Below are 26,428 nucleotides of genomic sequence, written 5' to 3'. Positions count from 1 at the left end.
TGGCAAGATAACCATAAACCACTATACTGTACAAACATACAGTATAGTGGTTTTGTTATGCGCGTTATTCCTATTTATATCGAAGCTGGCGTGTGTGGTTTTGAATCACCAGCAGCACAATACAAAGAGCTTGGCCTATCATTAGATCAGCTGTTGATTAAACACCCTGATGCAACCTTTATTGGTATTGCCTCTGGCGAATCAATGCAAGGTGTGGGGATTTTTGATGGTGACTTATTACTGGTTGATCGCGCCGAAGACGTTAAAAATGGCGATGTCATCGTGGCGAATCTAAATGGTTTATTTGTTTGTAAACTACTAGATAAACACAATGCACAGTTATTATCAGCCTCGCCTAAATACCCTGCAGTGCAACTACGTCAATCTGATGAATTTCAATTAGAAGGCGTGGTCACCCGCTCAATTCGCTTACATCGCAGTAGTAAAGAGCTATTAGCATGTACGCCTTAGTCGATGCGGTGGCCTTTTATGCCAGTGCCGAAAAAGTATTTGATCCAGCTATTCGCAGTAAACCTGTAGTGGTACTCACCAACAATGATGGCTGTATTTGTGCTGTGTGTCCTATTGCACGAAAGCTAGCTATTCCAAAGTTTCAGCCCTATTTTCAGGTAAAACAGTTACTCGAAGATAACCAAGTGGTGATCCGCTCATCTAACTATGAGCTGTATGCGGATTTAAGCGAACGGATGATGAACGTGATTGGCCGCTTTTGCGATAATCAGCACATATACTCTATTGATGAGTCGTTTTTAAACTTTACAGGTTTCAACAAGCTTGTTAATGATTGGCATAGTTATGGTCATCATATTCGCCGTACCGTATGGCGCGAAACAAAACTGCCTGTTGGAGTAGGTTTTGGCCCAACGGCAACCCTTGCCAAAGCCGCCAATCATGCAGCAAAAAAACTATCGGGCTTTGATGGCGTAGCAGTGATTGATTCAGAAGCGTCACGAATAGCCATTTTAAAAGCCATGGACATACAAGATGTTTGGGGGGTTGGTCGACGCTTAGCTAAAAAGCTCAAAGCGATGAATATCAATACTGCTTTTGATTTAGCCGAACAAGAGCCTCGAAAAATGAAACGCCTGTTCAGTATTGTACTCGAGCGTACAGTAAACGAGTTACGTGGTAAAAGCTGTTTAGCATGGGATGACGTGCGCCAAGATAAAAAAGAGATATTTTCGACCCGTAGTTTTGGGGAACGTATCACCGATGCCACAGCGCTAAAAACCGCACTTATTAATCACGCCGTTATTGTTGCCCGTAAGTTACGCACACAAGGGTCACTCACACAACGTTTATTAATGTTTGTCGCCAGCTCACCTCATCAAGATGGCTATTATAAAAAGTCCTATATTTATGAGTTTAGTGTTGCCACAGCCGACAGCCGTGTATTTGCTAACGCTATCAGCGAAGTCTTTAAACACTTATATAAACCCGGCGTACCCTTTTACAAATGTGGTATCGGTGCGCTAGAGTTATCGAGCCAAATGTTTCAGCAACCTGATTTATTTCAAGCACCTATCGATAACCCAAGCCTAATGAAATGTTTAGACAAAATAAATGCTCGTTACGGTGTTGGTACGCTTGCCCTTGCAAGCGAAACCACAACCACTCGTTGGCATATGAAGCGAGAGTATTTATCACCGCACTACACTACTCGCTGGCATAACCTACCAAAAATACACTGCTAAAAGTAATGGAAAAGCTGCAATTTAAATTGCTGTTCAGAACGTTGCCAATCTTGATAAATAGCTGAGCTTCTAAGCCCCCAATTCTGAGCCAACGCTATTTGCCAATGAGCAGAAAACGTTAGCTGATAGTCAACACTTGGTTCATTCATCAGCCAAAAAGCCTGACCACTCAAAGCAAGCTTTTGTGAATCGGTAACTTGCCAAATAACACCTGCTTCGCTTCCTAGCCCAAACGACACAGAATCTATCAAATCACCTGATTGAACAACTGATGAGCCAAGCAAATAACTTTGCAAGTGTGATGCATCACCAAAAGACTTGCCATAGCCGCCTTGTAAAAACAGACGACCTTCTCGCTTCGTCTGTGTTGGTTGACGGTCAAACCCAGCACGAACATTCCATGACCAAGAATTAAATAAGCCATTGTCAGGTGCTAATGACATTGCATCAATTAAAAGCAAACGCTCGAGATGAAGATTCTCGTTACTACCTTGGTTTACCTCTAAGTCAAAAAAACTAATTTGCGCACCAGGAATAAAACCACCGGGATTATCAAGTAAATCATGATAAGCAACACGATATGTTAAACCAAACCGACTAGCGGTATGCTCATAATCATTAAATATTACACCAACACGACTAGAGCCATGACCATTATCAGGACTCACTCGAGGCTTTGGCGCAGGCTTGAAAGGCGAAACCACATGGAATTGACTGCGTTGATGCAACAGCTTTGTTAATCGAGGAGCAATTGCATCACGTGCTAATCCTTGATCATAATATTGGTAATTTAACCACTCATACGCCATCTCAAGGACAGGCACAGCCTGCTCAGGTGCGAGCGATAATTCATCTAGCGCTACTCCATCACGCAGTAAACGAGCAAGGTAAACCTGCTGCTCTGTGAGTTGGCTTTCATAATTGATCAATTTAGTGCCTGAAGCAGCACGGTATCGAGGCGTCTGTAATAATCCATGTTGCTTAAGAGCTGCAACCGTATCTGATGGGATCGCATGCGAAGAAAATGGAGCAGTTAAAGACAAATCATCTCGTGCAAGTTGCAGTAATGCTAACAGCTGATACGAGCAGTTTTCATCAACAAAAAAATAATCAAACGTGGCCCACTGCATTTCCCATAAATGTAATAACACACGCTGAATTTCTTGATCAGATAATGAGAGTTTATATTCCCATATATCACGAGATTCTAAGTCATTATATTCACGGACTTTGCGATAATACGGCATTAAAGTGAACTTACCTGGATATTGACCAATAATACCTTTTAAAGCATATAAAGCGGCATTATCAGTAACATCAGGCTCTGCAGCAAAGTTAACAGCAAAAGCGATGAGCTCTCTACTGCGGGTTTGGTCCTTCGCATCAATACGTAATAGAGTATGACCAAACATCGAGGACGGATCATTCATAAACGCGGTCGGGAAGACTAGAGTCATACCTTTTGGGTTGATAAGCTGTTGCCATGTTTCAATTTCAGGGCAAGAAAGTGCAGGCCAATTTGTAAAGAAATGTTCTTTTAGCCAGTTATAGCGAGCAGGAAAACGGCACTTTGCTTGGTTATCATCATCGCTTTTAAACGCCGCTATAGTCGCTAAAAGCTCTGCATGAGGGTCTGTTTTTCCCACCTCAGAAAAGAAAAATTCTGAGCTATCCACTTCACTTTCATACATAGAAAGAAAAGGCTGATTATAATGACCCAGCTTAAGCCAATAAGGATGATGAGCTATTTCGAGTGTCGGTGTTGTTGAATATGCTAAACAGCTGAATAACAAACAAGAAGAAAGTAAAATACCACGCATAATAGAATAAAAGCCCATTAAGGGCTTTATATTTAAAAAGTACACGCTAGATTAAGATAGTGTGTAAGTAGCAAGTTGCGCATCGCTAGCAACAAGCGTATTAAGGTTCTCTAAAACTAATTGAGATGTCACATTTTCTGATGTGAATACGTTAGTAAACTGTGTCTGTACTAACTTATTAAATGCTGCTTTATCTTGCGCTTGAACGCCCCATACTTCAGCAAGCGTATCAAGAGTTTCACCTTCGCCACGTGACATATCACGTGCAAGTTGTTCCATATTGCCATCAATGAATGTCGCAACTTTAGTTGAAGCTGTCACTGTACCATTACCGTTACAGCCTAAAGTACCAAATGTAATACCAAATGTTTGGTTACCTGAAATACCATTTGTCGTTGCACCAAGAACTTTAACAACTTTACCTTGTTGACCAGCAAATAACATTGAACCTAAACCACAACCGATGTCTTGATCAGCCATTGCATTTGAAAGTGGAAGTAGAGAAAGTGCAGAAATAGCAATAATTTTTTTCATATCCTGAATCCTTTAAGATAAATCGTTATTCGAATTAATAACGCATTATTAGCTTAGCTAGATTCAGATTAAGGACAAACTCTTTTTTAAAAAAAAGTAAAATTAGTTACATTAAATGTTCAAAAATCAACCAATCTAGCATTTAATAGACTACACAAGTCATGGGGCTTAAGCGCAATTTCAAGGCCTCGCTTACCGGCTGAGACATAGATAGTATCGAAATTTATTGCAGATTGATGAATAAAAGTAGGTAAACGCTTCTTTTGGCCAAGCGGACTGACTCCCCCCAAAATATAACCAGTTGTGTTTTCTACTTTGTGCTGAGGGGCCATAGTTACTTTCTTTACTTTTGCTGCCTTAGCAAGCATCTTCATATTTACCTGTTGACTCACAGGGACTACTGCAACCAAAAGCTGTTGTTCGGCATCTTCAAGGACTAAAGTTTTAAACACTTGCTCAGCGGGCAAGTTAAGCTTTTCAACCGCTTCAAGGCCAAATTGGGTATGTGCAGGATCGTGATGATAACTCAGCACATCATAAAAAATACCTTTGTTTTTTAATAAATTGATTGCAGGTGTCATTAAAAGTTCCTTTAACAAAAAAGCGCCTGAACTTTATCAAAGCTTTGGGCACTTGGGATAGTAAGAAAATAAAGGCTTTGCATAGTAAATATCCCGAAAAACCACACTGATAAGCTACACTAAAAGTATGAGCAATAGATAAAGCGTGGCAACTATGTCAAAACACATTAGTCTCTATTTGGCGAAACAATGTTTTATCATCATCACACTCTTGTATTCAATTAATTTTGTTTGTAATGAATACGTAGCATGGACCGCGTTTATAGATTGCCAAAGTAAATGCGAAACACTAGGAATAGAAAAAGGTCAGATCCAAGAAACAACCTTTAAGGACGATGTCATATTATGCCGATGCCTAGCTGAAAATGATTACTACGTAGTACTAAACTGAATCTGAAAATACCCACTAGGAATTAAAAAAATATAACGTATTATGAATTCAGTATTAGTTAAGGAAAGGAAACTACATGTTTTTAGACTACTTTGCACTAGCCATGCTAGTGTTTGTGACCGTCGTAATATTTTATGGTGTGATAGCCATTCACGATATTCCCTACGAAATTGCCAAAAAACGTAATCACCCCCACCAAGATGCCATCCATTATGCAGGCTGGGTTAGCCTATTTACCCTACACGTACTATGGCCATTTTTATGGGTTTGGGCCACCTTGTGGCGTGATGACCGCGGCTGGGGTTTTAACCAAATTCAAAAGGAACAAGAAGACTTAGCTGAGAAAGTGGCTAGCCTGACAGCCACAGTGGCAGCACTACAAGCACAAATTAATGCTCAATCGAATAATAAAGAGAAATAGAATATGGATTTGTTATTAATACTTACATATACCGCATTGTGCATTGGCATCTTCAAACTCTTTAAAATCCCCCTTAACAAATGGACAGTACCAACCGCTGTTCTTGGTGGTGTAGTACTGATCGGCGCATTAATTCTATTAATGAACTATAACCACCCACATTCAAATATGGCGAGTAGTGCGTATGTTACAACGCCGATTGTGCCAAATGTGCGTGGTACAGTAGAAGAAGTTGCGGTAAAGCCGAATCAACCAGTTAAAAAGGGCGACTTATTGTTTCGCCTAGACGACACCTTATATCGAGCAAAACTAAATCAAGCTATTGCAGCTTTACAAGATGCAAAACAATCGGTACTTGGTTTAGAAGCTGCCTATAAATCAGCACAAGCCAGTGCGCTGATGGCTAAAGCTGAATATGACCGTAGTAAGAAAGAATACGAACGCTATGAAAAAGGCGCAAAAAGCGGCGCCTATTCAAAAGGTCAAGTTGATAATAAATTAGGGGTGTATTTAGCGGCAAAAGCAAGTTACGAAGCAGTACAAGCCGAAGAGTTACGTCAGAAACTAGCATTTGAGTCAGAAATTAACGGCGAACAAACAAAAATAGCCGCTGCTCGCGCTAATTTAGAGCAAGCCCAATTTAACTTAGACAGCACTAGCGTGCATGCACCCACCGACGGCTATGTCACACAACTGACATTACGTCCGGGGATGATTGCCGTGCCTATGCCACTGCGACCAGTGATGACCTTTGTGCATAAAGAAGACACTGTTTATGTTGCGGCATTTCGACAAAATTCATTATTAAGACTCGAACCTGGTTATAAAGCTGACTTTATCTTTAAAGCAATTCCAGGCAAAACCTTCGCTGGCGAAGTAATCGATGTGTTACCCGCAATTGGTGAGGGACAAGTACAAGCACAAGGAACACTGATGGGCACTGAATTTTTTGCCCGTCAAGGCCGCGCAATTGTTACTTTAAAAATCACTGACGACATGAGTGAATATCATCTGCCACAAGGAACAAGCACTGAAGTAGCTGTTTATTCAGAACATTTTGAACATGTTTCTGTGATGCGTAAGGTGTTGATCAGAATGAAAAGCTGGCAAAACTACTTATTCTTAGATCACTAAACTCAAAATCGAAGCGTAAAAAAAGGCGCTGATTAGCGCCTTTTTACTATCTAACTCAAGTTACTTAACTAGGAGTTACTTAGTTAGATCATCGAAGAATTTCTTCACACCGTCAAAGAAACCTTTTTCTTTTGGACGGTTTTTAGACCCATCTTTACCCATGCTTTGCTCAAGCTCTTCAAGCAATTCACGTTGACGGTCATTTAAGTTCACCGGTGTTTCAATAACCACTTTACAGATTAAGTCGCCTTGTGCGCCGCTACGAACAGACTTAACGCCTTTACCACGCATACGGAACATTTTGCCTGTTTGGCTTTCTGAAGGGATCTTCAGTTTTGCGCGACCATCCAAAGTTGGTACTTCAATTTCGCCACCCAGTGCAGCTGTTGTAAAGCCAATAGGTACTTCACAGTACAGATTGTTACCATCACGTTGGAAGATTGGGTGCTCACGTACTGACACTTGTACATATAAGTCACCTGCCGGTGCGCCATGCATCCCCGCTTCACCTTCACCTGATAAGCGAATACGGTCACCTGTATCAACACCTGCTGGGATCTTAACTGATAAGGTCTTCGTTTTTTCTACGCGACCTTGACCATGACAGCTGTCACATGGGTCAGAAATAATTTGACCTGTGCCCTGACACGTAGGACATGTTTGCTGAACCGCGAAGAAACCTTGGCGCATTTGTACTTGGCCAGCACCGTGACAAGTAGTACAGGTTTTTGGTTTAGAACCCGCTTTTGCACCGCTACCGTCACATGGTTTACAGCTAACCCAAGTTGGCACTTTAATTTCAACATCTTTACCACGAACCGCCTCTTCCAGGCTTAAGTCCATGTTGTAACGTAAGTCAGACCCACGTTGTTGGCGCGATTGTCGACGACCACCGCCACCAAAGATATCTCCAAACACATCACCAAAAATATCGCCAAAATCACCATGACCGCCGCCGAAGCCACCGCCATGACCACCACCACCTTGTTCAAAGGCTGCATGGCCGTATTGATCATACATCTGACGTTTTTGTGGATCAGTTAGTACTTCATAGGCATCTTTTACTTCCTTGAATTTAGTTTCAAGGTCTTTATCACCTGCGGTACGGTCTGGATGATATTTCATCGCTAAGCGCTTATACGCTTTTTTTATGTCTCGTTCGCTGGCATCTTTGCTCACGCCGAGAACTTCATAATAATCGCTTTTTGACATATCTATCACACTACTCTTTTTACTGCAGTTACACTGCGTAAGGTAAGTCGAACGACTTTACCGATCATATACATGCAAAAGGCGCGTCAAGCGAAATCGCTGGCGCGCCTCAATCATTTCATCCTAACTTAATTGGCTAAACAAAGCAGCCATTATCGCGTTAGGCAGAAGCGAAACGAGCAATTACTTGTCGTCTTTCACTTCTTCGAACTCTGCATCAACAACATCGTCGTCTTGTTTTGCAGAAGATTGCTGTGCACCTGCATCAGCACTACCTTGTTGTTGTGCTTTCGCTTGCGCAATTTCCATTAGCTTTTGTGATTTTTCAGCAAGAGCTTGTGTTTTCGCTTCAATCTCTTCTTTCTTTTCACTCTTAATCGCCGCTTCTAGCTCAGTAAGGGCAGCTTCGATTGCTTCTTTATCTTCTGCTGGTAATGCATCACCCGCTTCTTCGATTTGCTTACGTGTACCGTGAACCATTGCATCAGCTTGGTTACGTGTAGCTACTAGCTCTTCGAATTTTTTATCTTCTTCAGCGTGTGCTTCAGCATCACGAACCATTTTTTCTACTTCTTCATCACTTAGACCTGAAGAAGCTTGAATCGTGATCTTCTGCTCTTTACCTGTATCTTTATCTTTAGCAGATACGTGTAAGATACCGTCCGCGTCTACGTCGAATGTTACTTCGATTTGTGGTGTACCACGTTGCGCTGGGCGGATACCTTCTAGGTTAAATTGACCTAGAGATTTGTTATCGCTTGCACGCTTACGCTCACCTTGTAGTACGTGAATCGTTACCGCTGATTGGTTGTCTTCAGCTGTTGAGAATACTTGCGATTTCTTAGTAGGAATCGTCGTGTTTTTCTCAATTAGTGCTGTCATTACTTGACCCATAGTCTCGATACCTAGTGATAACGGAGATACGTCAAGTAGTAGTACGTCTTTAACGTCACCAGCTAGTACACCACCTTGAATCGCTGCACCTACTGCAACGGCTTCATCTGGGTTAACATCTTTACGTGGCTCTTTACCAAAGAACTCAGCAACTGTTTTTTGTACTAGAGGCATACGAGTTTGACCACCAACAAGGATGATGTCATTTACGTCGCTTACTGATAAATCAGCATCAGCTAGTGCACGCTTAAGTGGCTCGATTGACTTAGTTACTAAGTCTTCAACAAGTGACTCAAGTTTTGCACGAGTAACTTTAACGTTCATGTGCTTAGGACCAGTTGCGTCAGCAGTCACGTACGGTAAGTTAACTTCTGTTTGCTGTGCAGAAGACAGTTCAATCTTCGCTTTTTCAGCAGCTTCTTTAACACGTTGCATTGCAAGTGGGTCGTTCTTAAGGTCGATACCTTGATCTTTCTTGAACTCTTCAACTAAGTAGTTGATAACACGGTTATCGAAGTCTTCACCACCTAAGTGAGTGTCACCGTTAGTTGCAAGAACTTCAAACGTGTGCTCGCCTTCTACTTCGTCAATTTCGATGATAGAGATATCGAAAGTACCACCACCTAAGTCGTAAACAGCAACAACGTTTTCACCTTTGTTTTTGTCCATACCGTATGCAAGTGCAGCGGCTGTTGGCTCATTGATGATACGTTTAACTTCAAGACCAGCAATACGACCAGCATCTTTAGTAGCTTGACGTTGTGAGTCATTGAAATAAGCAGGTACTGTGATTACTGCTTCTGTTACTGGCTCACCTAAGAAGTCTTCTGCTGTTTTCTTCATTTTCTTCAGCACTTCTGCTGAAATTTGTGGTGCAGCACGTTTTTCGCCACGCGCTTCAACCCATGCATCACCGTTATCAGCTTTTACAATTTTAAAAGGCATGATACCGATATCGCGTTGTACTTCTTCGTCTTCAAAACGACGACCAATTAGACGCTTGATGGCAAATAATGTGTTAGTTGGGTTAGTTACTGCTTGGCGTTTTGCAGGTTGACCAACTAATGTTTCACCGTCTTGCGTGTATGCAATGATCGATGGTGTTGTGCGATCGCCTTCCGCGTTTTCGATAACGCGTGCTTTATCACCGTCTAGTACTGCTACACAAGAGTTAGTAGTACCTAAATCGATTCCAATAATTCTACCCATGAATCTTCTCCAACTTCAAAATTCGTTAAAACGTTCGATGACTAGTAAATAGGGGTGCAGGAAACTGAATTCAACTGTAAAAATGAAAAAAATTTACTTTTTTTTGAAATATTTTCCAAATGGGTATTTTTTCCTCAAAAAGAGAGGTTTTTTAACACTTCTAGTAATACAAACAAACTGGTCTGATGACTTTAGCTGTGCTATAACCTTGTCCATAGCAATAAATGTTAAGGAAAATTATGCATTTTGATCAATTACTCGCCATGGCAACAGAACTTGGTAAAGACAAAACAAAAGTAATGCAGTTTCCAGAAAACTGGTGCCAAGGTCGCACTGCGTTTGGTGGTTTATCAGCAGCTTTATTATATCAAGCAATTCGTCAACATATCGACAACTCTCGTCGTTTACTATCTTTAAGCACTAACTTTGTTGGTCCGTTAATCGCTGACTGCGACTTTTCAATTGATGTTGAAGTTTTACGCGAAGGTAAAAACAGTGCGCAAGTACTTGCTAAAGTAATTCAAAATGGCGATGTTTGTGTTATCACACAAGCCTGTTTTGGCGCTAATAGAGAATCAGCAGTACGCGTAGATGTGTCAAAAAGCATGCAGCTTAAACCAGTAGACGAACGTTTTACTCTGCCTTATAAAGAAGGTTTAATGCCGGCATTTTTCCAGCACGTCGCACTATGCTTACAAGACGGAAATATGCCATTTTCTGGCGCTGACACATCACATTTAGGCGGCTGGATGAAATTTAAACATAAACCAGAACACATGAGCGAAGCGCATATCATTGCCCTTACGGATGCATGGCCGCCTACCCTATTACAAATGTATAAACAGCCAGCCCCAGCCAGTAGCATGTCGTGGTATATCGAGTTTGTTGAAGAGCCAAACATCGCTGATGATGCTTGGATTGGCTATGAAGCTGTTACACATCATAGTAAAGATGGTTACGGTCTTGAAGATGGCTGTATTTGGAGTGATGATGGCAAGCTCATCGCACTAAGCCGCCAAACTGTTGCTTTATTTGCGTAATTCATGGCTGCTTATTTGCGCATATTCAGTGCCATCAAGGCGAATTATCGCTTGATATTCGCCAGATTCTACAATTTGGCCTAGGCCTGTGTTAAAGGTATCCTTTAAAACTTCACTATTGAAAAATGCAGGTCGAGGTGCTTCATTAAATATTGGATGCACAACGAAAGGTTTTATTTCGGCTGTCTGCTTATATTGTTCAAGATAATATAAAAAAACACGTCTTTCGAGAATGATAACGTCAACCCATCCCTTCATTAAATGGTCAACTTGTGCCTCTTGGTTTACTACCTCATCATAAGAACGAAGTATACGTGTCACTGATTTGAAAGGTGCTTCAATAAAATTGGTCGCATTTTGAAAACCCAGCACACTTTTACCAGCTAAATCATAAATGCTGTCTATTTTTAAATTTTGTTCAGCCAAACTTATCGCTACATTTTGATAGCGTAATAGTGGTTCACTTTGGTATATATTTGTACTCGCTCCAGAAGCGAAATTTAAAGCTATATCAACTTTTCCTTGCAGCAACTGCTGCTCTACACGCTTGTTTGGCATGTATTGCACAACAATGTTACTGATCCCTTGAGATTTAAACGCTGCTTTTAATATTTCTAATTGAATACCACTATCGTTATCTTTAATAACATAAGGAGGGAGATAAGAACTGGCTGCAACAACAATAGGGTCTTCTCCAGCTTGCTCTGATAAACATAGGCCCTTACAACTTACAAACAACAAAAGGATAAAAAAATGTTTCACTACACACCTTAATAGACAGTTGCATAGTTAATCTATGCGCCTTGCGTAAATTCTAGCCTATTTTAGGAAAGGGTGCATTTGAATTTATCGAGTTATTGATGCAAACTAAACTAAGTTCTTGTTTATGAGACCCTAAGTTTGCAAACAGCCTGTCCTAGCTGCGACCTTGTCGTTGAGATCCCACATTTAAGTGCGAAACAAGTAGCGGTTTGTCCTCATTGCAAAACCAAACTGTCTTCTTCGCAAGCAAATCAAGATAGTGCTGTCGTAGCGCTGAGCTTAAGTGCGATCTTAATGCTGTTAAGTAGCATGTTTTACCCGTTTTTATCTTTTTCAAGCAGTGGCATCACCCAAACTATAACCTTACCTGATGCGGCACGTATTCTGTTTAACTACGACAATGACTTTTTAGGATTATTCATAGATATCAGCATCATAGGCTTACCTATGTTACTGCTTGTGCTGATAATCCCATTACATTTAGGGTTACTTAAGATACTCCCTTATCAATGGGGGAAAAGGCTCTTAAAAACAACATTTGCACTGCAGCCTTGGATTATGTCAGAAATATTTTTAATTGGTGTCATGGTCAGTATGGTAAAAATAATGTCGATGGCTGACATTGAATTTGGTGTGAGCTTTTGGGCTTATGGCGCATTTGTTATTAGTTATATTGCCACCACTGCTAAGCTCAATAAACAAAATCTATGGTATCAACTCAAAGAGCCTGTTTTTATAGAGCAAATCAAGCCGAATACTCGTGCAATCGACCAAGGCCTTAGGGCTTGTCATGTATGTGGTCAACTATGCGACAGTGAAATCTGTTCTCGGTGTGAATCAAAAACATACACTCGTAACCCTTTTAGTGTACAAAAAGCGGCAGCATGGCTGATCACTTCCGTTGCCTGCTATATACCTGCAAATATTTACCCAATCATGTACACCACTAGCCTAGGTGATGAAACCCCCTCAACCATAATTGGTGGGGTGATGATCTTGTGGAATAGTGGTTCTTACCCTATCGCAATGATCATCTTTTTAGCGAGTGTTGTCGTACCACTTGCAAAAGCTCTCATTTTGAGTTTTTTATGCTTTATGGTGATGCAGCCGGCAAACAGACAAACCAAAAGCTACACACGAATTTATCAATTAACTGAATTTATTGGAAAATGGTCAATGATCGATGTATTTGTTGTGGCAATTTTAGTAGCCTTAGTACAGTTAGGAAATTTGATGTCAGTAACGCCTGGAATAGGTACTATATTCTTTACAACAATGGTGATTTGCCAGATGCTGGCAGCCCATGCATTTGATCCACGTTTATTGTGGGATTCCCCTAATAACTTAAATAAAGTAAAACAAGAGACCTTGGCATGAGCGAAAAAGCAAATATAAAAACAGCGCCAAACATATCGGCAATCTGGATTATTCCTGTAATCGCTTTATTCATCGGCGCATGGATGCTGTATCAATACCAAGCAAATAAAGGTACAACAATCTTTATCAAAATGCCCCATGCTGAAGGTATTATCGCAGGCAAAACAGAAATAAAGGTACGCAGTGTAAAAATCGGTCAAATTGACCATGTAAGACTCTCAGATGAACAAGATAGTGTAATTGCACGAGCACAAATAGATAAACACTATGAAGACCTTTTAACGGATGATGCGAAAATTTGGGTTGTTAAACCACGCATTGATGATACCGGTATTAGTGGGATGAGTACCCTATTGTCGGGTGTTTATCTGGAGTTTGCTCCAGGCGAAAGTAAAGAAACATCCGAGCGATTTGAACTACAAGATGAACCTGCGCTAATTGCCAATGATGTAAAAGGAGGTCGCTTTATCCTCCATGGCTATAACGCTGAAGTGCTCGATGTGAGTACAGGTATCTATTTTAAGGATTACAAAATAGGGCAAATAGAAACGGCTACTTTTGATTGGAAAAATCAAGCCATGAAATATGGTATTTTCATTAATGAGCCTTATCAAAACCTGATCACGCTTAATTCTATCTTTTGGGTTAACTCAGGTATACAAATTGATTTGTCTGCCGATGGTATTAATGTCAATACGGGCTCTTTGAGTAAGTTACTTAAAGGGGGGATTTCTGTTGGTATTCCTGAGCAACAGAAACCGGGGGAAATTGCCACAAATGGCCATAGCTTCTCACTAAGTAATAGCTACAAAGCTGCTCTTGAAGAGCGATTTTATGACTTTGATTATTATCTAATTGACTTTGAACAATCAATTCGTGGATTACGTCCTGGTGCGCCAGTTGAATATCGAGGGATGCGCATCGGTACTGTTGTTGAAGCACCTGCAAATGTCATTATAAATGGCAAACCAGCCCACTTTAGAGTCGATAACACTGCAGTGCCAGCGCTGATTAAAATTGAGTATGGAAGACTCTACCATGACAATGTTGCAGCCAGAGAGTTCTGGCAGTCAAGTTTAGATGGCTGGATTAAAAGTGGTTTAAGAGCCTCATTAAAGCCAGGAAACTTATTAACAGGTGCAGTGTATGTGGACTTGGACATTTATGATAATGCTGAACCTGCAGAATTAACAACTATTGCTGACTATACAGTATTCCCAAGTGTTTCAAGTGGAATTACCGTCATTGCTGATCAAGTCTCTGATGTATTAAATAAAGTCAATAATCTCAAAATCGAAGACAGTTTGGCACAAATGCAAACGACCTTTGCAGAATACCAAGCACTTGCACATGACATGCGTGAATTGCTTAATAAACAAGATACTCAAGACTTACCTGGTGATATTAATCGCAACTTTGCTGAGATGACCAAGAGCATGCAACAGTTCGATAAGACAATGAAGCAATTTGAAAAAACTATGGCAAGTTACGAACAAGGATCAACATTCCATGAGCAATTACAAACAACCTTGTCTGAATTTAAACGTTTAAGTGAAGAGCTACAACCACTTACACGTGGTTTAAACCAGCAACCGAATATGTTGATCTTTGATAAAGAGCTACCTGCAGATCCAACGCCGAGGAAACAATAATGAACTTTAAACTCTGTGCTTCAATTGCATCAGTGCTGTTACTTTCGGCCTGTAGCCAAACTTCATTCTCAACCATTGAGTATTATCAATTTTCGCAGCCGATAGTGGCAATGCAACGCTTAGCGGAGAATACCCAAGCTCAGCTCAGAATTAACACAGTAAAGTTACGTGGTGCGCTAAATAATCGTGGTATCGCCATGGTGCTTGATAACAACAGAGTGAATGCTGCTAACTATCATTTATGGAGTGAATCTCCTGATTTGATGTTAACTGCCAGTGCTCATCAACAACTTTACACTGAGCTTGATAATTGGATGGTTATAAAAGGCTTACCTGTGATCACCGATTTAGACCAGCAAAGCTTTTATGAATTAGAGTATGAGCTACATCACTTTAACGGTGATGAGCAAGGTAATGCGAATATTGCAGGGCTTTGGCGCTTGTACTATACAACTCCTGAATCTGGCAGAAAGTTGAAGGCGGTCAATTACTTCAATGAGCTTACACCTTTACAAGCAAGTGATTACGAGGGACTTGTAGCCACCCTTGAGTCAACTTGGCTAAAGGTTAACAAACAAGTTGCAAACGAAGTGTCAAAGCTTGCTATTTAGTAAGAGTTTAAGTGGCTGATTGTCATCGTTAATGATGACATCGCCTATAAACTCAAAGCCTAGTTTTTGTAGTACCTTTTGCGAGCCAATATTTGTTTGCGAGGTTATTGCTGCAAGCACCCCAAGATCTAATACGTGTTTTTTGGCCATCAGCAACCTAGCTGCCGATGTAATAATGCCCTTGCCTTCATAGTTGGCTAACAACGCGAACCCTAAATCAGGAATAGCTAATGCATCACGCTGAAACAGCCCCACCATACCAACCGGTGTACCATCAGCTAAACAGACAATATAACTACCAAAGCCATATTGCTGGTGGCTATTTATAAAGGTTTGTTGAATATAATGCTCTGCTTGTGCTGGTGTATTTATATTTTTATTTCCGATATGCTCTAAAAATGTTGCTTGGTTTAAAAGCTCAACAATAAATGCCGCATCATCAGGCTGGCCAGCACGTAAATATATATCTGTCATATATTAAAATACCTTACTTACCACATCATTGGTAAAATTAAGACAATCTAAAACACGCTCTTTTTGCACTGCTGAGAGCTCGTCAATGGCGAAATAAGCATACTCAGTATGCTCATTACTCAACACAATCTGGGCATCATTAGGCAGATGTGCCCGAAAAATAAACGCATGAGAATTAAATGCAGTGTGATAATAAACACCACTTAAATAAGCGATATCTACCTCACAATTAAGCTCTTCTTGGCATTCGCGAAGTAACGCTTGGTGAATTGTTTCGCCTTTATCTAAAGCCCCGCCAGGTAACCCCCAACTTTTTTGACCATAATTAGCTTTAAGTAATAGCACTTGACCTTGGTTGTTAGTTATAACCGCGTGACTACTGAGTCTGTATGTATCTGAAAATGCCATAAACCCTTGCTTAATTAAATTAAAAAAGTAACACCGTTGAAGAGTGTAAAATAATTACCATCGCAATAAAAATTCTTATTGACTAAATTTATATTCAAGATTATTTTTCTTTCGATGTTTTGGGCAAAACAAAAGCAGTATACCCTCTATACTGTCTGGCGCCAGCCAACGCAGGCACTTTCCCTACTGGGTCCATAAAAGTGTGTTCGCGTAAAGCAGTTACTTGAGTCGATAGACTTCGGATTTCTGTAAGCAATCTCGCATTGCTTAACTGTGTGAAAAATATAATGCAAGAACCTTCTGCGTTAAGTTTACTTCCGCCAGTATTGGTGGTTGTTTTGGCCGTGTTTTTACGCCGCCCTATTTTATCTTTACTTGTTGGAGCTTTGTTTGGTTTAGCCATGCTTGGGCCAACAGCTATACTGTCAAACTTTGCTGATATATCGTTAAAAGTGATGCAGGATGAAACCATTGCCTGGCTAATTTTAGTCTGTGGCGGGTTTGGTGCCTTGATTGCCTTATTGGTAAGAACCGGTGGAGCAAGTGCATTTGCTGAATTAGCGTTGAAGTTTGCCAAAGGTCAACGCTCATCTTTGCTAATGACCTTTGTGTTAGGTGTGATTATTTTTATCGATGATTACCTCAATGCATTAACGGTTGGTGAAACCATGAAGCGTATCACCGATAAGTTTAAAATTAGCCGCGAAATGCTAGCTTATGTTGTTGACTCAACTGCCGCACCTATCTGTGTGCTTGTACCACTCTCTACATGGGCGGTATTTTTTGGTGGCCTATTAGTCGATAATAATGTTGCAGCAGAAGGCCAAGGTATTGCCGTATACATCGAAGCAATCCCTTATATGTTGTACGCATGGTTTGCCGTACTTGTTGTATTGCTTGTCAGCTTAAATGTGATCCCTGCTTTTGGGCCGATGAAAAAGGCACAACTACGTGCAATGAATAATCAAATCGAGATCTCAAATAGCCAATACACCGATGTACAAACAGCGGATGAATACGCTGTTAAAGCCGCAGAAGAGAACTTTGAAACAGCAGCATCCAATGGCAAACTCTATAACTTTTTAGTGCCGATTATTTTACTTGTTGCGTTTACTGTTTATTTCGACATTGACGTATATAAAGGATTGCTTGCAACCTTTGCTGTGGTGTTACCGTTTTATATGTTGCAAAAACTAATGACATTGTCAGAACTAGTGGAGCGTATGTTAGATGGTTTTAAAAGTATGATCCCAGCAATTGGAACTGTCGTTGCGGCCTTTATATTTAAAGATGTGTGTGACCAATTAATGCTTCCGCAATATGTCATTAATACTTTAAGCCCTTATATGACAGCACAATACCTACCTGCCGTGGTGTTTTTAGCAATGGCAGTACTTGCTTTTGCAACGGGTTCTAGCTGGGGGATTTTCGCAGTAACTATTCCAATTGTGATGCCACTGGCTTATGCAATTGATGCCAACATTCCTCTAGTAATTGGTGCTTTGTTGTCGGCGTCATCGTTTGGTAGTCAAGCATGCTTTTATTCTGACTCCACAGTACTTGCTGCACAAGGCTCAGGGTGCGACTTAGTCAGCCATGCGGTTACTCAATTACCTTACACCTTACTGGCGGCAACCGCTGCATTTATAGGGTTTTTGCTCATCGCCTAAATTAAAAAGCCCAAGCAATTGCTTGGGCTTTTGTTTATCAACTGATAAGTTACTTTTGGAATTTAATTCCTTTGTAATAAGTTTCTAAGTTTTCAACTTTTGTTTGATTTTTAAGATCTGCAAATGGCTTATCAGCGAACTTGCTACCACGCATTTGAATGTTCAAGCGTGGTGCTTCACTGTTCAGCATGGTTTTCTTGTAATAATCTTTCAAATCAGCCAAGGTTACTTTTTCAACTTCAGCAATAAGCTTTTCTTTAGAGTCAAAGTTAAAGTTTTCACGATACCAATCTGTGATAAGTGGTGACATTTCGTCACTTAGATTCTTAGGTTGCTCTTTTAAAGATACCAGCGTTGCATTTTTAAGTTGTGAAAATGTTTCTTCTGTCATGTTATCAAGCTCTACTGCGTATTGCTTTTTAAACTGATCAAAGCGTTCTTGCATTTCTTTAGGGCCTTTAACTGGTGTTTGGATATAAAGACCTAGTGCAGAGTAATCTTCAATCGGACGGGCTAACGCACCAACAGCATAAGCAAGCTGCTCTTCGGTACGAAGCTTATCAAAAGCAATCGTTCTGAAGTGGCTTTGTAACACTTGCGCTTGAGCCTTTTGCTTATAACCCGGTGTTGGATGAACAACCATATCGATAATCGCTACATCAGCTACATCAATATCCTTTTGCAATACAATACGTTCACCTATTTGTGGCAACCATGCTTTGCTGCGAGCAAACTCAGTAGATTTATGAGCCTTAGGTAATATAGCTGTTAGCTTATTAGCAATAGATTCAACATCATTTTGGTTGTAGTTACCAAACGTGAATACACGTAAATCATTTGCTGCAAGAGTTGATTGCTTAATAGCAGTAAAATCAGCAAGAGTTAGCGTATCTGCCGCCGCAATTAAGGTTTCGGTATCAAATTTACCACTTCGTGTTAGCTTAGAATATTCACCAAATGCTTGATAGAAAGGAAATTGCTTTTGTTGATTTAGTAAATCACGCTTATAACGGTCAATCGCTTGTGCAAAACCATCTTCTGATACATTTAAAGTCAGATTTTCAAGCGCCTGAGCCAATAATACGTCCTGCTTATCAGTAAAACCGCTCAGTGATAATATAAGACCATTGCTTGGCTGTAACCCCAAACTCATACCTGCTACAGCCGCTTCAGTGCTTAATTTACTTTGCTCTAAGTTATACAGATCAGCCCAAATTGAGTAAAGCACCTGTGCTTTTACATCAACTAATGCATCAGGTGTGTTAATGTAAACTTCAACAAGCCCTTTAGGTTGCTCAGCAAATTGCTGACTTGCTTGGCGCCAAACTTTGACACCTTGCTTATCAAAGACCAGTTTAGGATGTGCTTGCTGTTTAAATTCCGCGGTCTTAATAGCAAAACTTTCTGGCAGTAAGCGGTTTACAGTAGGTAAAGCTAAAGCATATTCGCTTGGTTTATTCCAGCTTGCAACTTCTTCGTCGCTGATATCTTCAATACGATATTTACCATCGTAAAAATGTAGCTGCGAGTCTGTCTCTTCTTGCTTTGAAATATACCAAATACGTAGCGTCTCTTCGTTTAACTGTGAAAGCACGTTTTGGACAGCGTCAGCATCAAACTTTGCATAATAGTAAGGTGCATTAATTGCGTTGTTCACTGGGAACTTTTGCATACTATCAGTAAGGTTACTTACGTAGCCAAACTCATCACCTTTTTCAAGAAATTGAAACTCATTGTTTAACGAAGTACGAATTTCATTAAAATACTTGCTATCAACACCCTGCTCTTTAATTAACGCAATATACTGCATTACCATAGCAACAATTTCTTCACGGTTTTGCATGCCGGCGTCAGTTAGTTCAATACTTACTGTTAAGCTGCCGTAGTTACCATATTGTGTAGGTGAATCAGAAGCAGATAAACGTGATACCCAGCCTTTATCGCGTAATATTTGTGCCGGGCTGCCTTGCATTTCATTACTTAACAAGTAAGACACAAAGCGATTAGGTTTAACTGCAAACTGTGAACTGTTATCGGTGATTGTAAATTCAAGTTGTAATTGTTTTACGTCTTCATTTGGTGAATAGTAAACACGTTTACCACCAGCTTTATCAAAATCAAGTTTATCTGTTACTGTTGGTTTTTCGATATGTTTATTTTCGATATCTGCAAAATACTGTTTAGCTTTTGCTTCCATTTCAGCTAGCGGACGGTTAGAAATCATCGCCACTTTCATGATATTAGATGAATAGTATTTATTATAAAAAGCAACCGTTTCTTTATGTAAATCACTGCCTTCTTTATCACCTAGCGTTTCTAGGTTACCAATTAAGAAACGGTTTGCAGGATGGTCTCCCATCATTTTGCGTGCTAATTTAAATTGTCCAAAAAAGTCCATTTCACGACGCATTGACCATTCAGCATTAACCGCATTTTTTTCTTTATCAGTGTATTCAGGGTAAAGCTTAGGTGCTTTAAAAAATTCAGAAAAACGGTCTAATGCTTCATCATAGGCATCGTTATTTACTTTAAACATATAATTAGTGATATCTAACCAAGTGTAAGCGTTGTGCGCACCACCGTTTTTGGTCATAAAATCACTATAACCTTTGGTATCAGGATAGCGGTCTGTACCTAGGAAAAGCATATGTTCTAGATAATGTGCCATACCTTGTTGCGACATTGGGTCGTGTAGTAAACCGACACCAACACTAAGTGCAGCTGCTGACTTTTCTACACTCGGATCTGAGATTAAAATAACATCAATCTCATTATCTAGTTTTAGTGTTTTATATTCTCGGGCATCATTTGGACTGACAACCAAAGAATCAGGTATAAGGCTGCTATTAGCTGTAGATGAAGTCATAGTAGATGTTGAAGAACACCCAGCTAACACAGCAAATGCGATTGCACTAAGGCCCATTATTTTTTTCATTATTATGTATCCATTAGATATTGAATCAATTTTTATTTATGATGAGTTTTCATCAGCCGCAATTCAATGCTTTTTAACAGACTAACACTAAAAGTTTGTAACACATTGTGAAAAAGCAATGCAAAAGGCTAAAAATCATAATAATTACAATATAAAAGGATGAGTTATGGAAAAGTGGCTAATCGTAGCGATGTTTACTCAGGTATTACTTACATTCATAGTAATGTACATTATGGGCAAGCGCCGCTTTAGCGCAGCTAAGAAAAAAACCATAGAAATGAAAGACTTTCTTACAATGGATTTAGAAAAAGCAGGTGCGCACGTGCGTGTTGCAGATCGTAACTTTATAAATCAGTTCGAAATGCCTGTACTGTTTTTTATTGCGTGTTTAACTGCACTACAACTAAATGCTGTAGGTACTGTTTTTGTTGGCTTTGCTTGGGCTTATGTCGTTTTGCGCATAATCCATAGCTTTATACATTTAACCTCTAATACGTTAAAGGCTAGATATTATAGCTTTGTTATCAGTAGCTTTATTATGCTGATTATGTGGGTACTGATATTAATAACAATCTTTTAATACTCAGTAATACTAAGAAATAAGGCGCTTTTAAGCGCCTTATCAAGGAATTATTTACGACGACAAAAGCCAAACAAAGCTAGTAAAGACAGCATCCACGCCATACTACCACCTGAGCCACTGTCTAAATCACCTGAAGGCTTATCTTGTTTGATCAGCGTGTTTTCTTTTGGTTTTAATAATTGAGAAGAGTTCGGATCATCGTCAAGAATTACCACACTATTAATAGTTACTAAATTCTCACCATTAAAGCCTGAGGTATCTGTTGGACATTGATCGTTATTTAAACCAACAACAGGAATATCACCACAGTGTGTGAGTTCAGTGATTTTATCTAACACCATTTGGCTTTCAGCTGTAATTTGGCCGAACACAGTAAAACCACCATTTTGAAGATCTAAATTAGCGCTATTGTCTTTTAAATTGAAAAACCATTGGCTAGTTGCACTATTTGCATTACCACCTTGCTTAGCCATCGCAATGGTGCCTTTCACATTAGATAGTTTAGGCTCATTTTTTATCGCGTCATTTGTTTCAATAGCTTTAAAATCAGAATCAAATTTAAATCCTCCGCCTTGTAAAACAAAATTCTCAACAGAGCGATGAATGACACTACTATTATAAGTGCCCTCTTCTACATAGTTTAAAAAGTTTTCTACAGTTATTGGGGTGTGTTGATCAAATAGATTAACTGTAATCGTGCCTTGGTTAGTTTGCATTTCAATGATAGTTGAATTGGCGCTGTAGCTTGCTGCACAAAGCACAGAGGCAATTAAATATTTTTTCATTTTTTATCTTTCCTGATATTTTTATTCTAAAACTACAGCAAGACTAAACAAAAACGCTAGGCGCTTAAATAGCAAACAAAATAGTTACACAAAACGCGCCAAACCAATTACAAGTTAGTTACATTTATTTACACCGCGTATTCATTATGGTTATAAAAAATATAAATCTTAAATCAAAATCGTCTTATCAAATACACTGAGTTTGTTAGTATTTGCATGACAACAAAGAACACACAGGAATAAACCATGGCGAATGAAGATAACGCAATATGCGATTTTGGCTTACACCAAGGTGAGCCGTATAGTAAATTACCAGCGAGCTTCTTAAATTGGATGGTTGGTAATAACCATCAAAAATCACATTATGCAGAACAAGAGTTAATTCGTAGGCAACTCGCTGCGACTGGACAATTGAATACCGAAAATAGCAATAAAAATCTATAAAAGACATTTAATTTAAATATAAGTCGTTTAAACTAAGCGCTTAATTAACTACTGCTTTTAACAGGCAAACAATTATGCGCTTTTTTTTATCTTCTTTTTTACTGCTTACCTTAGCGGCTTGCAGCTCTTCTACACACACTGATTCAGTACAATACCTCACATTACTCCATACAAACGACAACCATGGTCGCTTTTGGCACAATGAGCAAGGTGAGTATGGTATGGCAGCTCGTAAGACCTTAATTGATCAATTAAGAGCTGATGCTAAAGCAAAAGGTCATGCAGTATTATTACTCTCAGGTGGCGACATCAATACAGGTATTCCCGAGTCTGACTTACAGCATGCAGAGCCTGATTTTAAAGGTATGTCTATCATTGGTTATGATGCCATGGCTATAGGTAATCATGAATTTGATAACCCACTGGCAGTACTTGATCAACAACAAAAATGGTCTAACTTCCCATTTTTATCTGCCAATATTATAGATAAGGCAACTGGCGAGACACGTTATCAAGGATATAAGATCTTTGAGAAGAATGGCCTAAAAATAGCTGTAATCGGTTTAACAACCACAGATACAGCTAAAATAGGTAACCCTCAATATATTGGCAACCTTGAGTTTAAAGACCCAACAGCAGTTACAGCAAAGCTAGCTCCTGAAATCGATAAACAATACAACCCTGATATCACTATTGCTGTTACACACATGGGCCATTATGTTGATGCAAACTTTGGCATTAATGCACCGGGTGATGTAACAATGGCTCGTAACCTACCAAAGGGTACACTTGACATAATTGTTGGTGGACATTCACAAGAACCGGTCTGTATGAAAGAAGCCAACGTTGCAGATGAGAGTTTTATACCAGGCAAAGAGTGTAAGCCAGATCAACAAAATGGTACTTGGATCATGCAAGCACATGAGTGGGGTAAATATGTTGGTAAAGCTGAATTCAAATTAGAAAATGGTCAACTAACACTACTTAATTACGCGCTTATTCCGGTAAATCTTTATATCAATGATGAAAACGGCAATAAAAAGTTGGCAGCTGATTACATCGAACCAAACAAAAACTTACAAGATGTACTTGCTGTTTATCAAGCAAAAGGGGCAGCGCAAATTGCTGGAAAGATTGGTGCAGTTGATGAAAAGCTAGAGGGTGACCGTAACAAAGTTCGTTACGAGCAAGTAAACCTAGCACGGGTAATAATTGCTGCACAAATGCAATCTGTTGGTGCTGATTTTGGTATAATAAGTGGCGGTGGTATTCGTGATAGCATTCAAGCTGGCGATGTGAGCTATAAAGACATTTTAAAAGTTCACCCTTTTAAAAACCGTATCACCTATATTGATATGACCGGGAAGGCATTATTTGATTACCTATCTGTTGTGACTTCTTTCCCACCTGATTCAGGTGCTTATTTACAATATTATAAATTAAGCTTTAAGCGTGAAAACGACACATTATCTGATGTTAAAATTGCTGGTAAACCACTTGATATGACGAAAACATATCGTATGAGTATTAACAGCTACAACGCCTCAGGTGGTGATGGCTACCCTACTCTTACAAACAAAGAAGGCTTTGTCAGTACAGATGATACTGACGCACAGGCATTAAAACGTTTCTTTGAGCAAAATAGTCCTGTTAAAGCGGCCGATTTCGCGCCTAAATAAACAAATTAAAAGTAAAAAGGGAAGTCAATGACTTCCCTTTTTTAGTTTTACTTACCTATCACTTCAATATTTTCTAACGTTATGTTCTTTAATCCATAATGATGTAAACGTGAACGCGAACCTTCACCATGCGCTTTCGGTGGATAATAAACATCTTTAACTTCTGGTTGATCTTGCCAAACATCATCAAGCGCAGCGCGGATTTCACTCAAGGTTTTTTCTAAACTATTGGTAAAATTTGGTCTTTTACGGACTGTATGACCTAATTCAACTAACCGGTAAAAATACTTATTAGCAAGTGTAAGTAACTCTTCAGGAACATCCTTATTCTGATTGAGCACTACATCAGGATTTTCAGTACAAAACTCAACCAAAGCCAAATAAAAACATAACGGCTTATTGGCTAATGCAACAGGTTTATCAGGGCTACAATTTGCTGCCAATGTTTTATTTTGAAGATCGACAATCAAAATAGGTTTTGTTTTACTATTCGGTTCAGGTTCAGGAAGTTGTTTTGCAACTTGTAATTTTGTGCGTTCACTTAAGAAGAATAAATAACTAATCGCAAGTGAAAACAAACATACCAAAATAAATACTGCAATATCATTTTTACTTAAAATATTGTTATTAATAACAAAACTAATAGTAAAAACTTTTTGTGGTGTTTGAAGTTGCTTTTCAATCAGATCTGCTCTTGCTGGAAACTCTGTAATTCCTTCGATGGAATAAACAAAAATCGGGGTTTCTTTAAGCTGCGAATTAAGCTTAGCAAGGTAGTCAATAACAGCCTCTTTACTACCAGAATGCTTTAAAAAGTCATCAGGAAGGTTTAAATGAGTTAAATCTAAGGCGATTCGCTTCTCTATATTTGCCAAGCTTAATTGATTATTCTCTGTTGACTTAACCGCTTTTGCAAGAATATAGCTACCAAATAAGACCAGACAAATAACAAAGAATAAACAACCATAAATTAGCTTTACTCTAATTGGTAGCATTGTTTACCTCAGCATTTATTCGCATCGAGTGTTGCGTTTTACAGTTAAAGAATGATTGAACGTGATTGAAATAATGAGAATTTTGGTCATGCGCTAAATCAATTAAACGTTTTTGAACAGCACAGAGAAGATCTGTGTTTTCGTCTTGCATTTTAAGGTACCAACGGCTGCCACTAATGTTGTCACTGATGGGAGTAATATAATTGATTGAAAAACGTTGCTGGTCTATGTCTTGCCAATAAGAAGAAATTAGATCAACTTTACCGCTTGCTAGTAATTCTCTCAGCTCTGAATGAGAGCCAGCATAGGTAATGTCTAAATTCTCTAAATTTATATCTAACTTTTTAAACAACTGTTTTGGCAAAATATGACCAGAACGGCTTGTAGGGTAATCTAAAAGGCCAATTCGTTTGTCAAGAAAATAACTTTTATCTAGCCGCGGCTTTTCTTTGCTTGAAATAAAGTAGGCGGTGTAATCAGGAAAACCAACAACGGCTTTATAGTTGTAAGTTGATTCTGCCATAAAAGCGTTAATTAAGTTTTCTTTTGCGAGGATCAAATCTGCTAATCCTTTACCCAAAAACTCAACTGTATCAGATGTCTTGTAACCCCAATAAGAGGTAACCTTGCCATATTGCTTACTGATAGTGTCGTCTTGACATAATGAAAACGCGACATCTTCAGCTAGCCGTTTACCAGATGAATATACGACAAGTTCATTAAGATTAACCTCAGATTTAGTATCACATTGAAAAGAAGTTTCAATAAACGTATCGATATCAGATATAGGCTTATTTGCTTGTAAAATTCCCACAAAACAAAACAAGCCAAACGACAGAAACAAAAATGTAACAATCAAAGATTTTTTTATTAGTATTGTTCTTAAATTCAATTTTTATAGCCAACAACGCACCCTTGCCTCTATTTGAACAATTATTCTTACTTATTACAACAGGTAATTTTACCTGAAATAAATAACTCATTGTTTTTAAACATATATGAACAAGAAATTATGAATCTTATTGAGTCCTTTCTATTTGTTTTAAAATTCAGGAGAATTAGCACCAAGTAATCGTGCTTCAGGGCACATTCATTTTTGGAC

25 protein-coding genes are annotated in these 26,428 nt (G+C 39.2%); 13 read left to right on the top strand and 12 right to left on the bottom strand.

Annotated elements, in window-relative coordinates:
* The first annotated feature begins 57 nt into the window (after positions 1 to 57).
* Together L1267_RS01775 and L1267_RS01770 are read left to right on the top strand one after the other, a co-directional pair.
* Positions 58 to 471, top strand: a complete 414-nt coding sequence (locus tag L1267_RS01775) for a LexA family protein (protein WP_054552219.1) — start codon at positions 58 to 60, stop codon at positions 469 to 471.
* Complete coding sequence (locus L1267_RS01770; protein ID WP_235381951.1) at positions 459 to 1,715, top strand: Y-family DNA polymerase; 1,257 nt, start codon at positions 459 to 461, stop codon at positions 1,713 to 1,715. Before L1267_RS01775 ends, L1267_RS01770 begins: the two co-directional genes overlap by 13 nt.
* Here the strand turns inward: L1267_RS01770 and L1267_RS01765 are convergent.
* The 3 genes from L1267_RS01765 to ybaK form a co-directional block, all read right to left on the bottom strand.
* Positions 1,712 to 3,553 (bottom strand): Lnb N-terminal periplasmic domain-containing protein, encoded by a 1,842-nt coding sequence (locus tag L1267_RS01765; RefSeq protein WP_235381949.1) that lies wholly within the window; start codon positions 3,551 to 3,553, stop codon positions 1,712 to 1,714. The two genes, L1267_RS01770 and L1267_RS01765, sit on opposite strands and share 4 nt — an antisense overlap.
* Before the next feature lie 33 nt (positions 3,554 to 3,586).
* The gene (locus L1267_RS01760; protein WP_135926601.1) at positions 3,587 to 4,069 is read right to left on the bottom strand and encodes a DUF3015 domain-containing protein; all 483 of its coding nucleotides are present in this window, start codon (positions 4,067 to 4,069) and stop codon (positions 3,587 to 3,589) included.
* Between the two features lie 119 nt (positions 4,070 to 4,188).
* The gene (gene ybaK / locus L1267_RS01755; RefSeq protein WP_235381947.1) at positions 4,189 to 4,650 is read right to left on the bottom strand and encodes a Cys-tRNA(Pro) deacylase; all 462 of its coding nucleotides are present in this window, start codon (positions 4,648 to 4,650) and stop codon (positions 4,189 to 4,191) included.
* A 154-nt stretch (positions 4,651 to 4,804) separates the two neighbouring features.
* Between ybaK and L1267_RS01750 the strand changes: the two genes are divergently transcribed.
* The 3 genes from L1267_RS01750 (at position 4,805) to L1267_RS01740 (ending at position 6,596) form a co-directional block, all read left to right on the top strand.
* Positions 4,805 to 5,041, top strand: a complete 237-nt coding sequence (locus L1267_RS01750; protein ID WP_235381945.1) for a hypothetical protein — start codon at positions 4,805 to 4,807, stop codon at positions 5,039 to 5,041.
* A 76-nt stretch (positions 5,042 to 5,117) separates the two neighbouring features.
* Positions 5,118 to 5,462 carry a DUF3302 domain-containing protein gene (locus tag L1267_RS01745; RefSeq protein ID WP_135926599.1) on the top strand — a complete coding sequence of 115 codons (345 nt, stop codon included), beginning with the start codon at positions 5,118 to 5,120 and terminating at the stop codon, positions 5,460 to 5,462.
* Between the two features lie 3 nt (positions 5,463 to 5,465).
* A complete protein-coding gene (locus tag L1267_RS01740) occupies positions 5,466 to 6,596 on the top strand; it encodes an HlyD family secretion protein (RefSeq protein ID WP_235381944.1) in 1,131 nt (376 codons plus the stop codon).
* Between the two features lie 75 nt (positions 6,597 to 6,671).
* On the opposite strand, the gene dnaJ is transcribed toward L1267_RS01740, so the two are convergent.
* Both dnaJ and dnaK read right to left on the bottom strand, forming a co-directional pair.
* Positions 6,672 to 7,808 (bottom strand): molecular chaperone DnaJ, encoded by a 1,137-nt coding sequence (dnaJ, locus tag L1267_RS01735; protein ID WP_135926597.1) that lies wholly within the window; start codon positions 7,806 to 7,808, stop codon positions 6,672 to 6,674.
* Between the two features lie 183 nt (positions 7,809 to 7,991).
* Positions 7,992 to 9,911 (bottom strand): molecular chaperone DnaK, encoded by a 1,920-nt coding sequence (gene dnaK, locus L1267_RS01730; RefSeq protein WP_235381943.1) that lies wholly within the window; start codon positions 9,909 to 9,911, stop codon positions 7,992 to 7,994.
* 239 nt (positions 9,912 to 10,150) lie between these two features.
* On the opposite strand from dnaK, the gene L1267_RS01725 reads away from it, so the two are divergent.
* On the top strand, positions 10,151 to 10,951 hold the full coding sequence (locus tag L1267_RS01725) for a thioesterase family protein (protein ID WP_135926595.1): 801 nt from the start codon (positions 10,151 to 10,153) through the stop codon (positions 10,949 to 10,951).
* Here L1267_RS01725 and L1267_RS01720 read toward each other — a convergent pair.
* Positions 10,940 to 11,713: a substrate-binding periplasmic protein gene (locus L1267_RS01720; RefSeq protein WP_235381942.1), complete on the bottom strand. Its 774-nt coding sequence runs from the start codon at positions 11,711 to 11,713 to the stop codon at positions 10,940 to 10,942. The genes L1267_RS01725 and L1267_RS01720 overlap by 12 nt on opposite strands.
* Positions 11,714 to 11,851: 138 nt before the next feature.
* Between L1267_RS01720 and L1267_RS01715 the strand changes: the two genes are divergently transcribed.
* The 3 genes from L1267_RS01715 to L1267_RS01705 are packed head-to-tail and all read left to right on the top strand — an operon-like array spanning position 11,852 to position 15,353.
* Positions 11,852 to 13,090, top strand: a complete 1,239-nt coding sequence (locus L1267_RS01715; protein ID WP_135926594.1) for a paraquat-inducible protein A — start codon at positions 11,852 to 11,854, stop codon at positions 13,088 to 13,090.
* Positions 13,087 to 14,742 (top strand): intermembrane transport protein PqiB, encoded by a 1,656-nt coding sequence (gene pqiB / locus L1267_RS01710; protein ID WP_135926593.1) that lies wholly within the window; start codon positions 13,087 to 13,089, stop codon positions 14,740 to 14,742. Before L1267_RS01715 ends, pqiB begins: the two co-directional genes overlap by 4 nt.
* Positions 14,742 to 15,353 carry a PqiC family protein gene (locus L1267_RS01705; RefSeq protein WP_135926592.1) on the top strand — a complete coding sequence of 204 codons (612 nt, stop codon included), beginning with the start codon at positions 14,742 to 14,744 and terminating at the stop codon, positions 15,351 to 15,353. The genes pqiB and L1267_RS01705 overlap by 1 nt, the downstream gene beginning before the upstream one ends.
* Here L1267_RS01705 and L1267_RS01700 read toward each other — a convergent pair.
* Together L1267_RS01700 and L1267_RS01695 are read right to left on the bottom strand one after the other, a co-directional pair.
* Complete coding sequence (locus L1267_RS01700) at positions 15,336 to 15,827, bottom strand: GNAT family N-acetyltransferase (protein ID WP_235381941.1); 492 nt, start codon at positions 15,825 to 15,827, stop codon at positions 15,336 to 15,338. The two genes, L1267_RS01705 and L1267_RS01700, sit on opposite strands and share 18 nt — an antisense overlap.
* Positions 15,828 to 15,830: 3 nt before the next feature.
* A complete protein-coding gene (locus L1267_RS01695; RefSeq protein ID WP_235381940.1) occupies positions 15,831 to 16,235 on the bottom strand; it encodes an NUDIX hydrolase in 405 nt (134 codons plus the stop codon).
* 287 nt (positions 16,236 to 16,522) lie between these two features.
* Between L1267_RS01695 and L1267_RS01690 the strand changes: the two genes are divergently transcribed.
* A complete protein-coding gene (locus L1267_RS01690) occupies positions 16,523 to 17,905 on the top strand; it encodes a Na+/H+ antiporter NhaC family protein (RefSeq protein ID WP_235381939.1) in 1,383 nt (460 codons plus the stop codon).
* 49 nt (positions 17,906 to 17,954) lie between these two features.
* Here the strand turns inward: L1267_RS01690 and L1267_RS01685 are convergent, their stop codons facing one another.
* Positions 17,955 to 20,840, bottom strand: a complete 2,886-nt coding sequence (locus L1267_RS01685; protein ID WP_235381938.1) for an insulinase family protein — start codon at positions 20,838 to 20,840, stop codon at positions 17,955 to 17,957.
* A 166-nt stretch (positions 20,841 to 21,006) separates the two neighbouring features.
* Here L1267_RS01685 and L1267_RS01680 point away from each other — a divergent pair, with 166 nt between their 5' ends.
* Complete coding sequence (locus tag L1267_RS01680; protein WP_135926587.1) at positions 21,007 to 21,420, top strand: MAPEG family protein; 414 nt, start codon at positions 21,007 to 21,009, stop codon at positions 21,418 to 21,420.
* 50 nt (positions 21,421 to 21,470) lie between these two features.
* On the opposite strand, the gene L1267_RS01675 is transcribed toward L1267_RS01680, so the two are convergent.
* Positions 21,471 to 22,208, bottom strand: a complete 738-nt coding sequence (locus L1267_RS01675) for a peptidylprolyl isomerase (RefSeq protein WP_135926586.1) — start codon at positions 22,206 to 22,208, stop codon at positions 21,471 to 21,473.
* Between the two features lie 246 nt (positions 22,209 to 22,454).
* On the opposite strand from L1267_RS01675, the gene L1267_RS01670 reads away from it, so the two are divergent.
* Positions 22,455 to 22,652 carry a hypothetical protein gene (locus tag L1267_RS01670; RefSeq protein ID WP_235381937.1) on the top strand — a complete coding sequence of 66 codons (198 nt, stop codon included), beginning with the start codon at positions 22,455 to 22,457 and terminating at the stop codon, positions 22,650 to 22,652.
* Between the two features lie 74 nt (positions 22,653 to 22,726).
* Entirely contained in the window at positions 22,727 to 24,331 is a 1,605-nt protein-coding gene (gene ushA / locus L1267_RS01665; RefSeq protein WP_235381936.1) for a bifunctional UDP-sugar hydrolase/5'-nucleotidase UshA, read from the top strand.
* A gap of 47 nt (positions 24,332 to 24,378) precedes the next feature.
* Here the strand turns inward: ushA and L1267_RS01660 are convergent, their stop codons facing one another.
* Positions 24,379 to 25,326, bottom strand: a complete 948-nt coding sequence (locus L1267_RS01660; protein ID WP_235381935.1) for a hypothetical protein — start codon at positions 25,324 to 25,326, stop codon at positions 24,379 to 24,381.
* Positions 25,313 to 26,218, bottom strand: coding sequence for a hypothetical protein (locus L1267_RS01655; RefSeq protein ID WP_138556555.1), 906 nt, complete (start codon positions 26,216 to 26,218; stop codon positions 25,313 to 25,315). The genes L1267_RS01660 and L1267_RS01655 overlap by 14 nt, the downstream gene beginning before the upstream one ends.
* Between the last annotated feature and the right edge of the window lie 210 nt (positions 26,219 to 26,428).

The sequence above is a fragment of the Pseudoalteromonas sp. OFAV1 genome (genome assembly GCF_021532595.1).
Lineage (GTDB): Bacteria > Pseudomonadota > Gammaproteobacteria > Enterobacterales > Alteromonadaceae > Pseudoalteromonas > Pseudoalteromonas lipolytica_C.
Note: the sequence above shows the minus strand (reverse complement) of the source record. Positions and strands in the feature narration are given on the sequence as shown.

Excerpts from the sequence above, each read along its gene's own strand:
- L1267_RS01760 (WP_135926601.1), bottom strand. The coding sequence starts at position 4,069 with ATGAAAAAAATTATTGCTATTTCTGCACTTTCTCTACTTCCACTTTCA.
- L1267_RS01690 (WP_235381939.1), top strand. The coding sequence starts at position 16,523 with ATGCAAGAACCTTCTGCGTTAAGTTTACTTCCGCCAGTATTGGTGGTT.
- ushA (WP_235381936.1), top strand. The coding sequence starts at position 22,727 with ATGCGCTTTTTTTTATCTTCTTTTTTACTGCTTACCTTAGCGGCTTGC.
- L1267_RS01680 (WP_135926587.1), top strand. The coding sequence starts at position 21,007 with ATGGAAAAGTGGCTAATCGTAGCGATGTTTACTCAGGTATTACTTACA.
- L1267_RS01695 (WP_235381940.1), bottom strand. The coding sequence starts at position 16,235 with ATGGCATTTTCAGATACATACAGACTCAGTAGTCACGCGGTTATAACT.
- L1267_RS01685 (WP_235381938.1), bottom strand. The coding sequence starts at position 20,840 with ATGAAAAAAATAATGGGCCTTAGTGCAATCGCATTTGCTGTGTTAGCT.
- L1267_RS01725 (WP_135926595.1), top strand. The coding sequence starts at position 10,151 with ATGCATTTTGATCAATTACTCGCCATGGCAACAGAACTTGGTAAAGAC.
- L1267_RS01660 (WP_235381935.1), bottom strand. The coding sequence starts at position 25,326 with ATGCTACCAATTAGAGTAAAGCTAATTTATGGTTGTTTATTCTTTGTT.
- pqiB (WP_135926593.1), top strand. The coding sequence starts at position 13,087 with ATGAGCGAAAAAGCAAATATAAAAACAGCGCCAAACATATCGGCAATC.
- L1267_RS01770 (WP_235381951.1), top strand. The coding sequence starts at position 459 with ATGTACGCCTTAGTCGATGCGGTGGCCTTTTATGCCAGTGCCGAAAAA.
- L1267_RS01765 (WP_235381949.1), bottom strand. The coding sequence starts at position 3,553 with ATGGGCTTTTATTCTATTATGCGTGGTATTTTACTTTCTTCTTGTTTG.
- L1267_RS01745 (WP_135926599.1), top strand. The coding sequence starts at position 5,118 with ATGTTTTTAGACTACTTTGCACTAGCCATGCTAGTGTTTGTGACCGTC.
- L1267_RS01700 (WP_235381941.1), bottom strand. The coding sequence starts at position 15,827 with ATGACAGATATATATTTACGTGCTGGCCAGCCTGATGATGCGGCATTT.
- dnaK (WP_235381943.1), bottom strand. The coding sequence starts at position 9,911 with ATGGGTAGAATTATTGGAATCGATTTAGGTACTACTAACTCTTGTGTA.
- L1267_RS01775 (WP_054552219.1), top strand. The coding sequence starts at position 58 with ATGCGCGTTATTCCTATTTATATCGAAGCTGGCGTGTGTGGTTTTGAA.
- L1267_RS01675 (WP_135926586.1), bottom strand. The coding sequence starts at position 22,208 with ATGAAAAAATATTTAATTGCCTCTGTGCTTTGTGCAGCAAGCTACAGC.
- L1267_RS01740 (WP_235381944.1), top strand. The coding sequence starts at position 5,466 with ATGGATTTGTTATTAATACTTACATATACCGCATTGTGCATTGGCATC.
- dnaJ (WP_135926597.1), bottom strand. The coding sequence starts at position 7,808 with ATGTCAAAAAGCGATTATTATGAAGTTCTCGGCGTGAGCAAAGATGCC.
- L1267_RS01750 (WP_235381945.1), top strand. The coding sequence starts at position 4,805 with ATGTCAAAACACATTAGTCTCTATTTGGCGAAACAATGTTTTATCATC.
- L1267_RS01670 (WP_235381937.1), top strand. The coding sequence starts at position 22,455 with ATGGCGAATGAAGATAACGCAATATGCGATTTTGGCTTACACCAAGGT.
- L1267_RS01705 (WP_135926592.1), top strand. The coding sequence starts at position 14,742 with ATGAACTTTAAACTCTGTGCTTCAATTGCATCAGTGCTGTTACTTTCG.
- ybaK (WP_235381947.1), bottom strand. The coding sequence starts at position 4,650 with ATGACACCTGCAATCAATTTATTAAAAAACAAAGGTATTTTTTATGAT.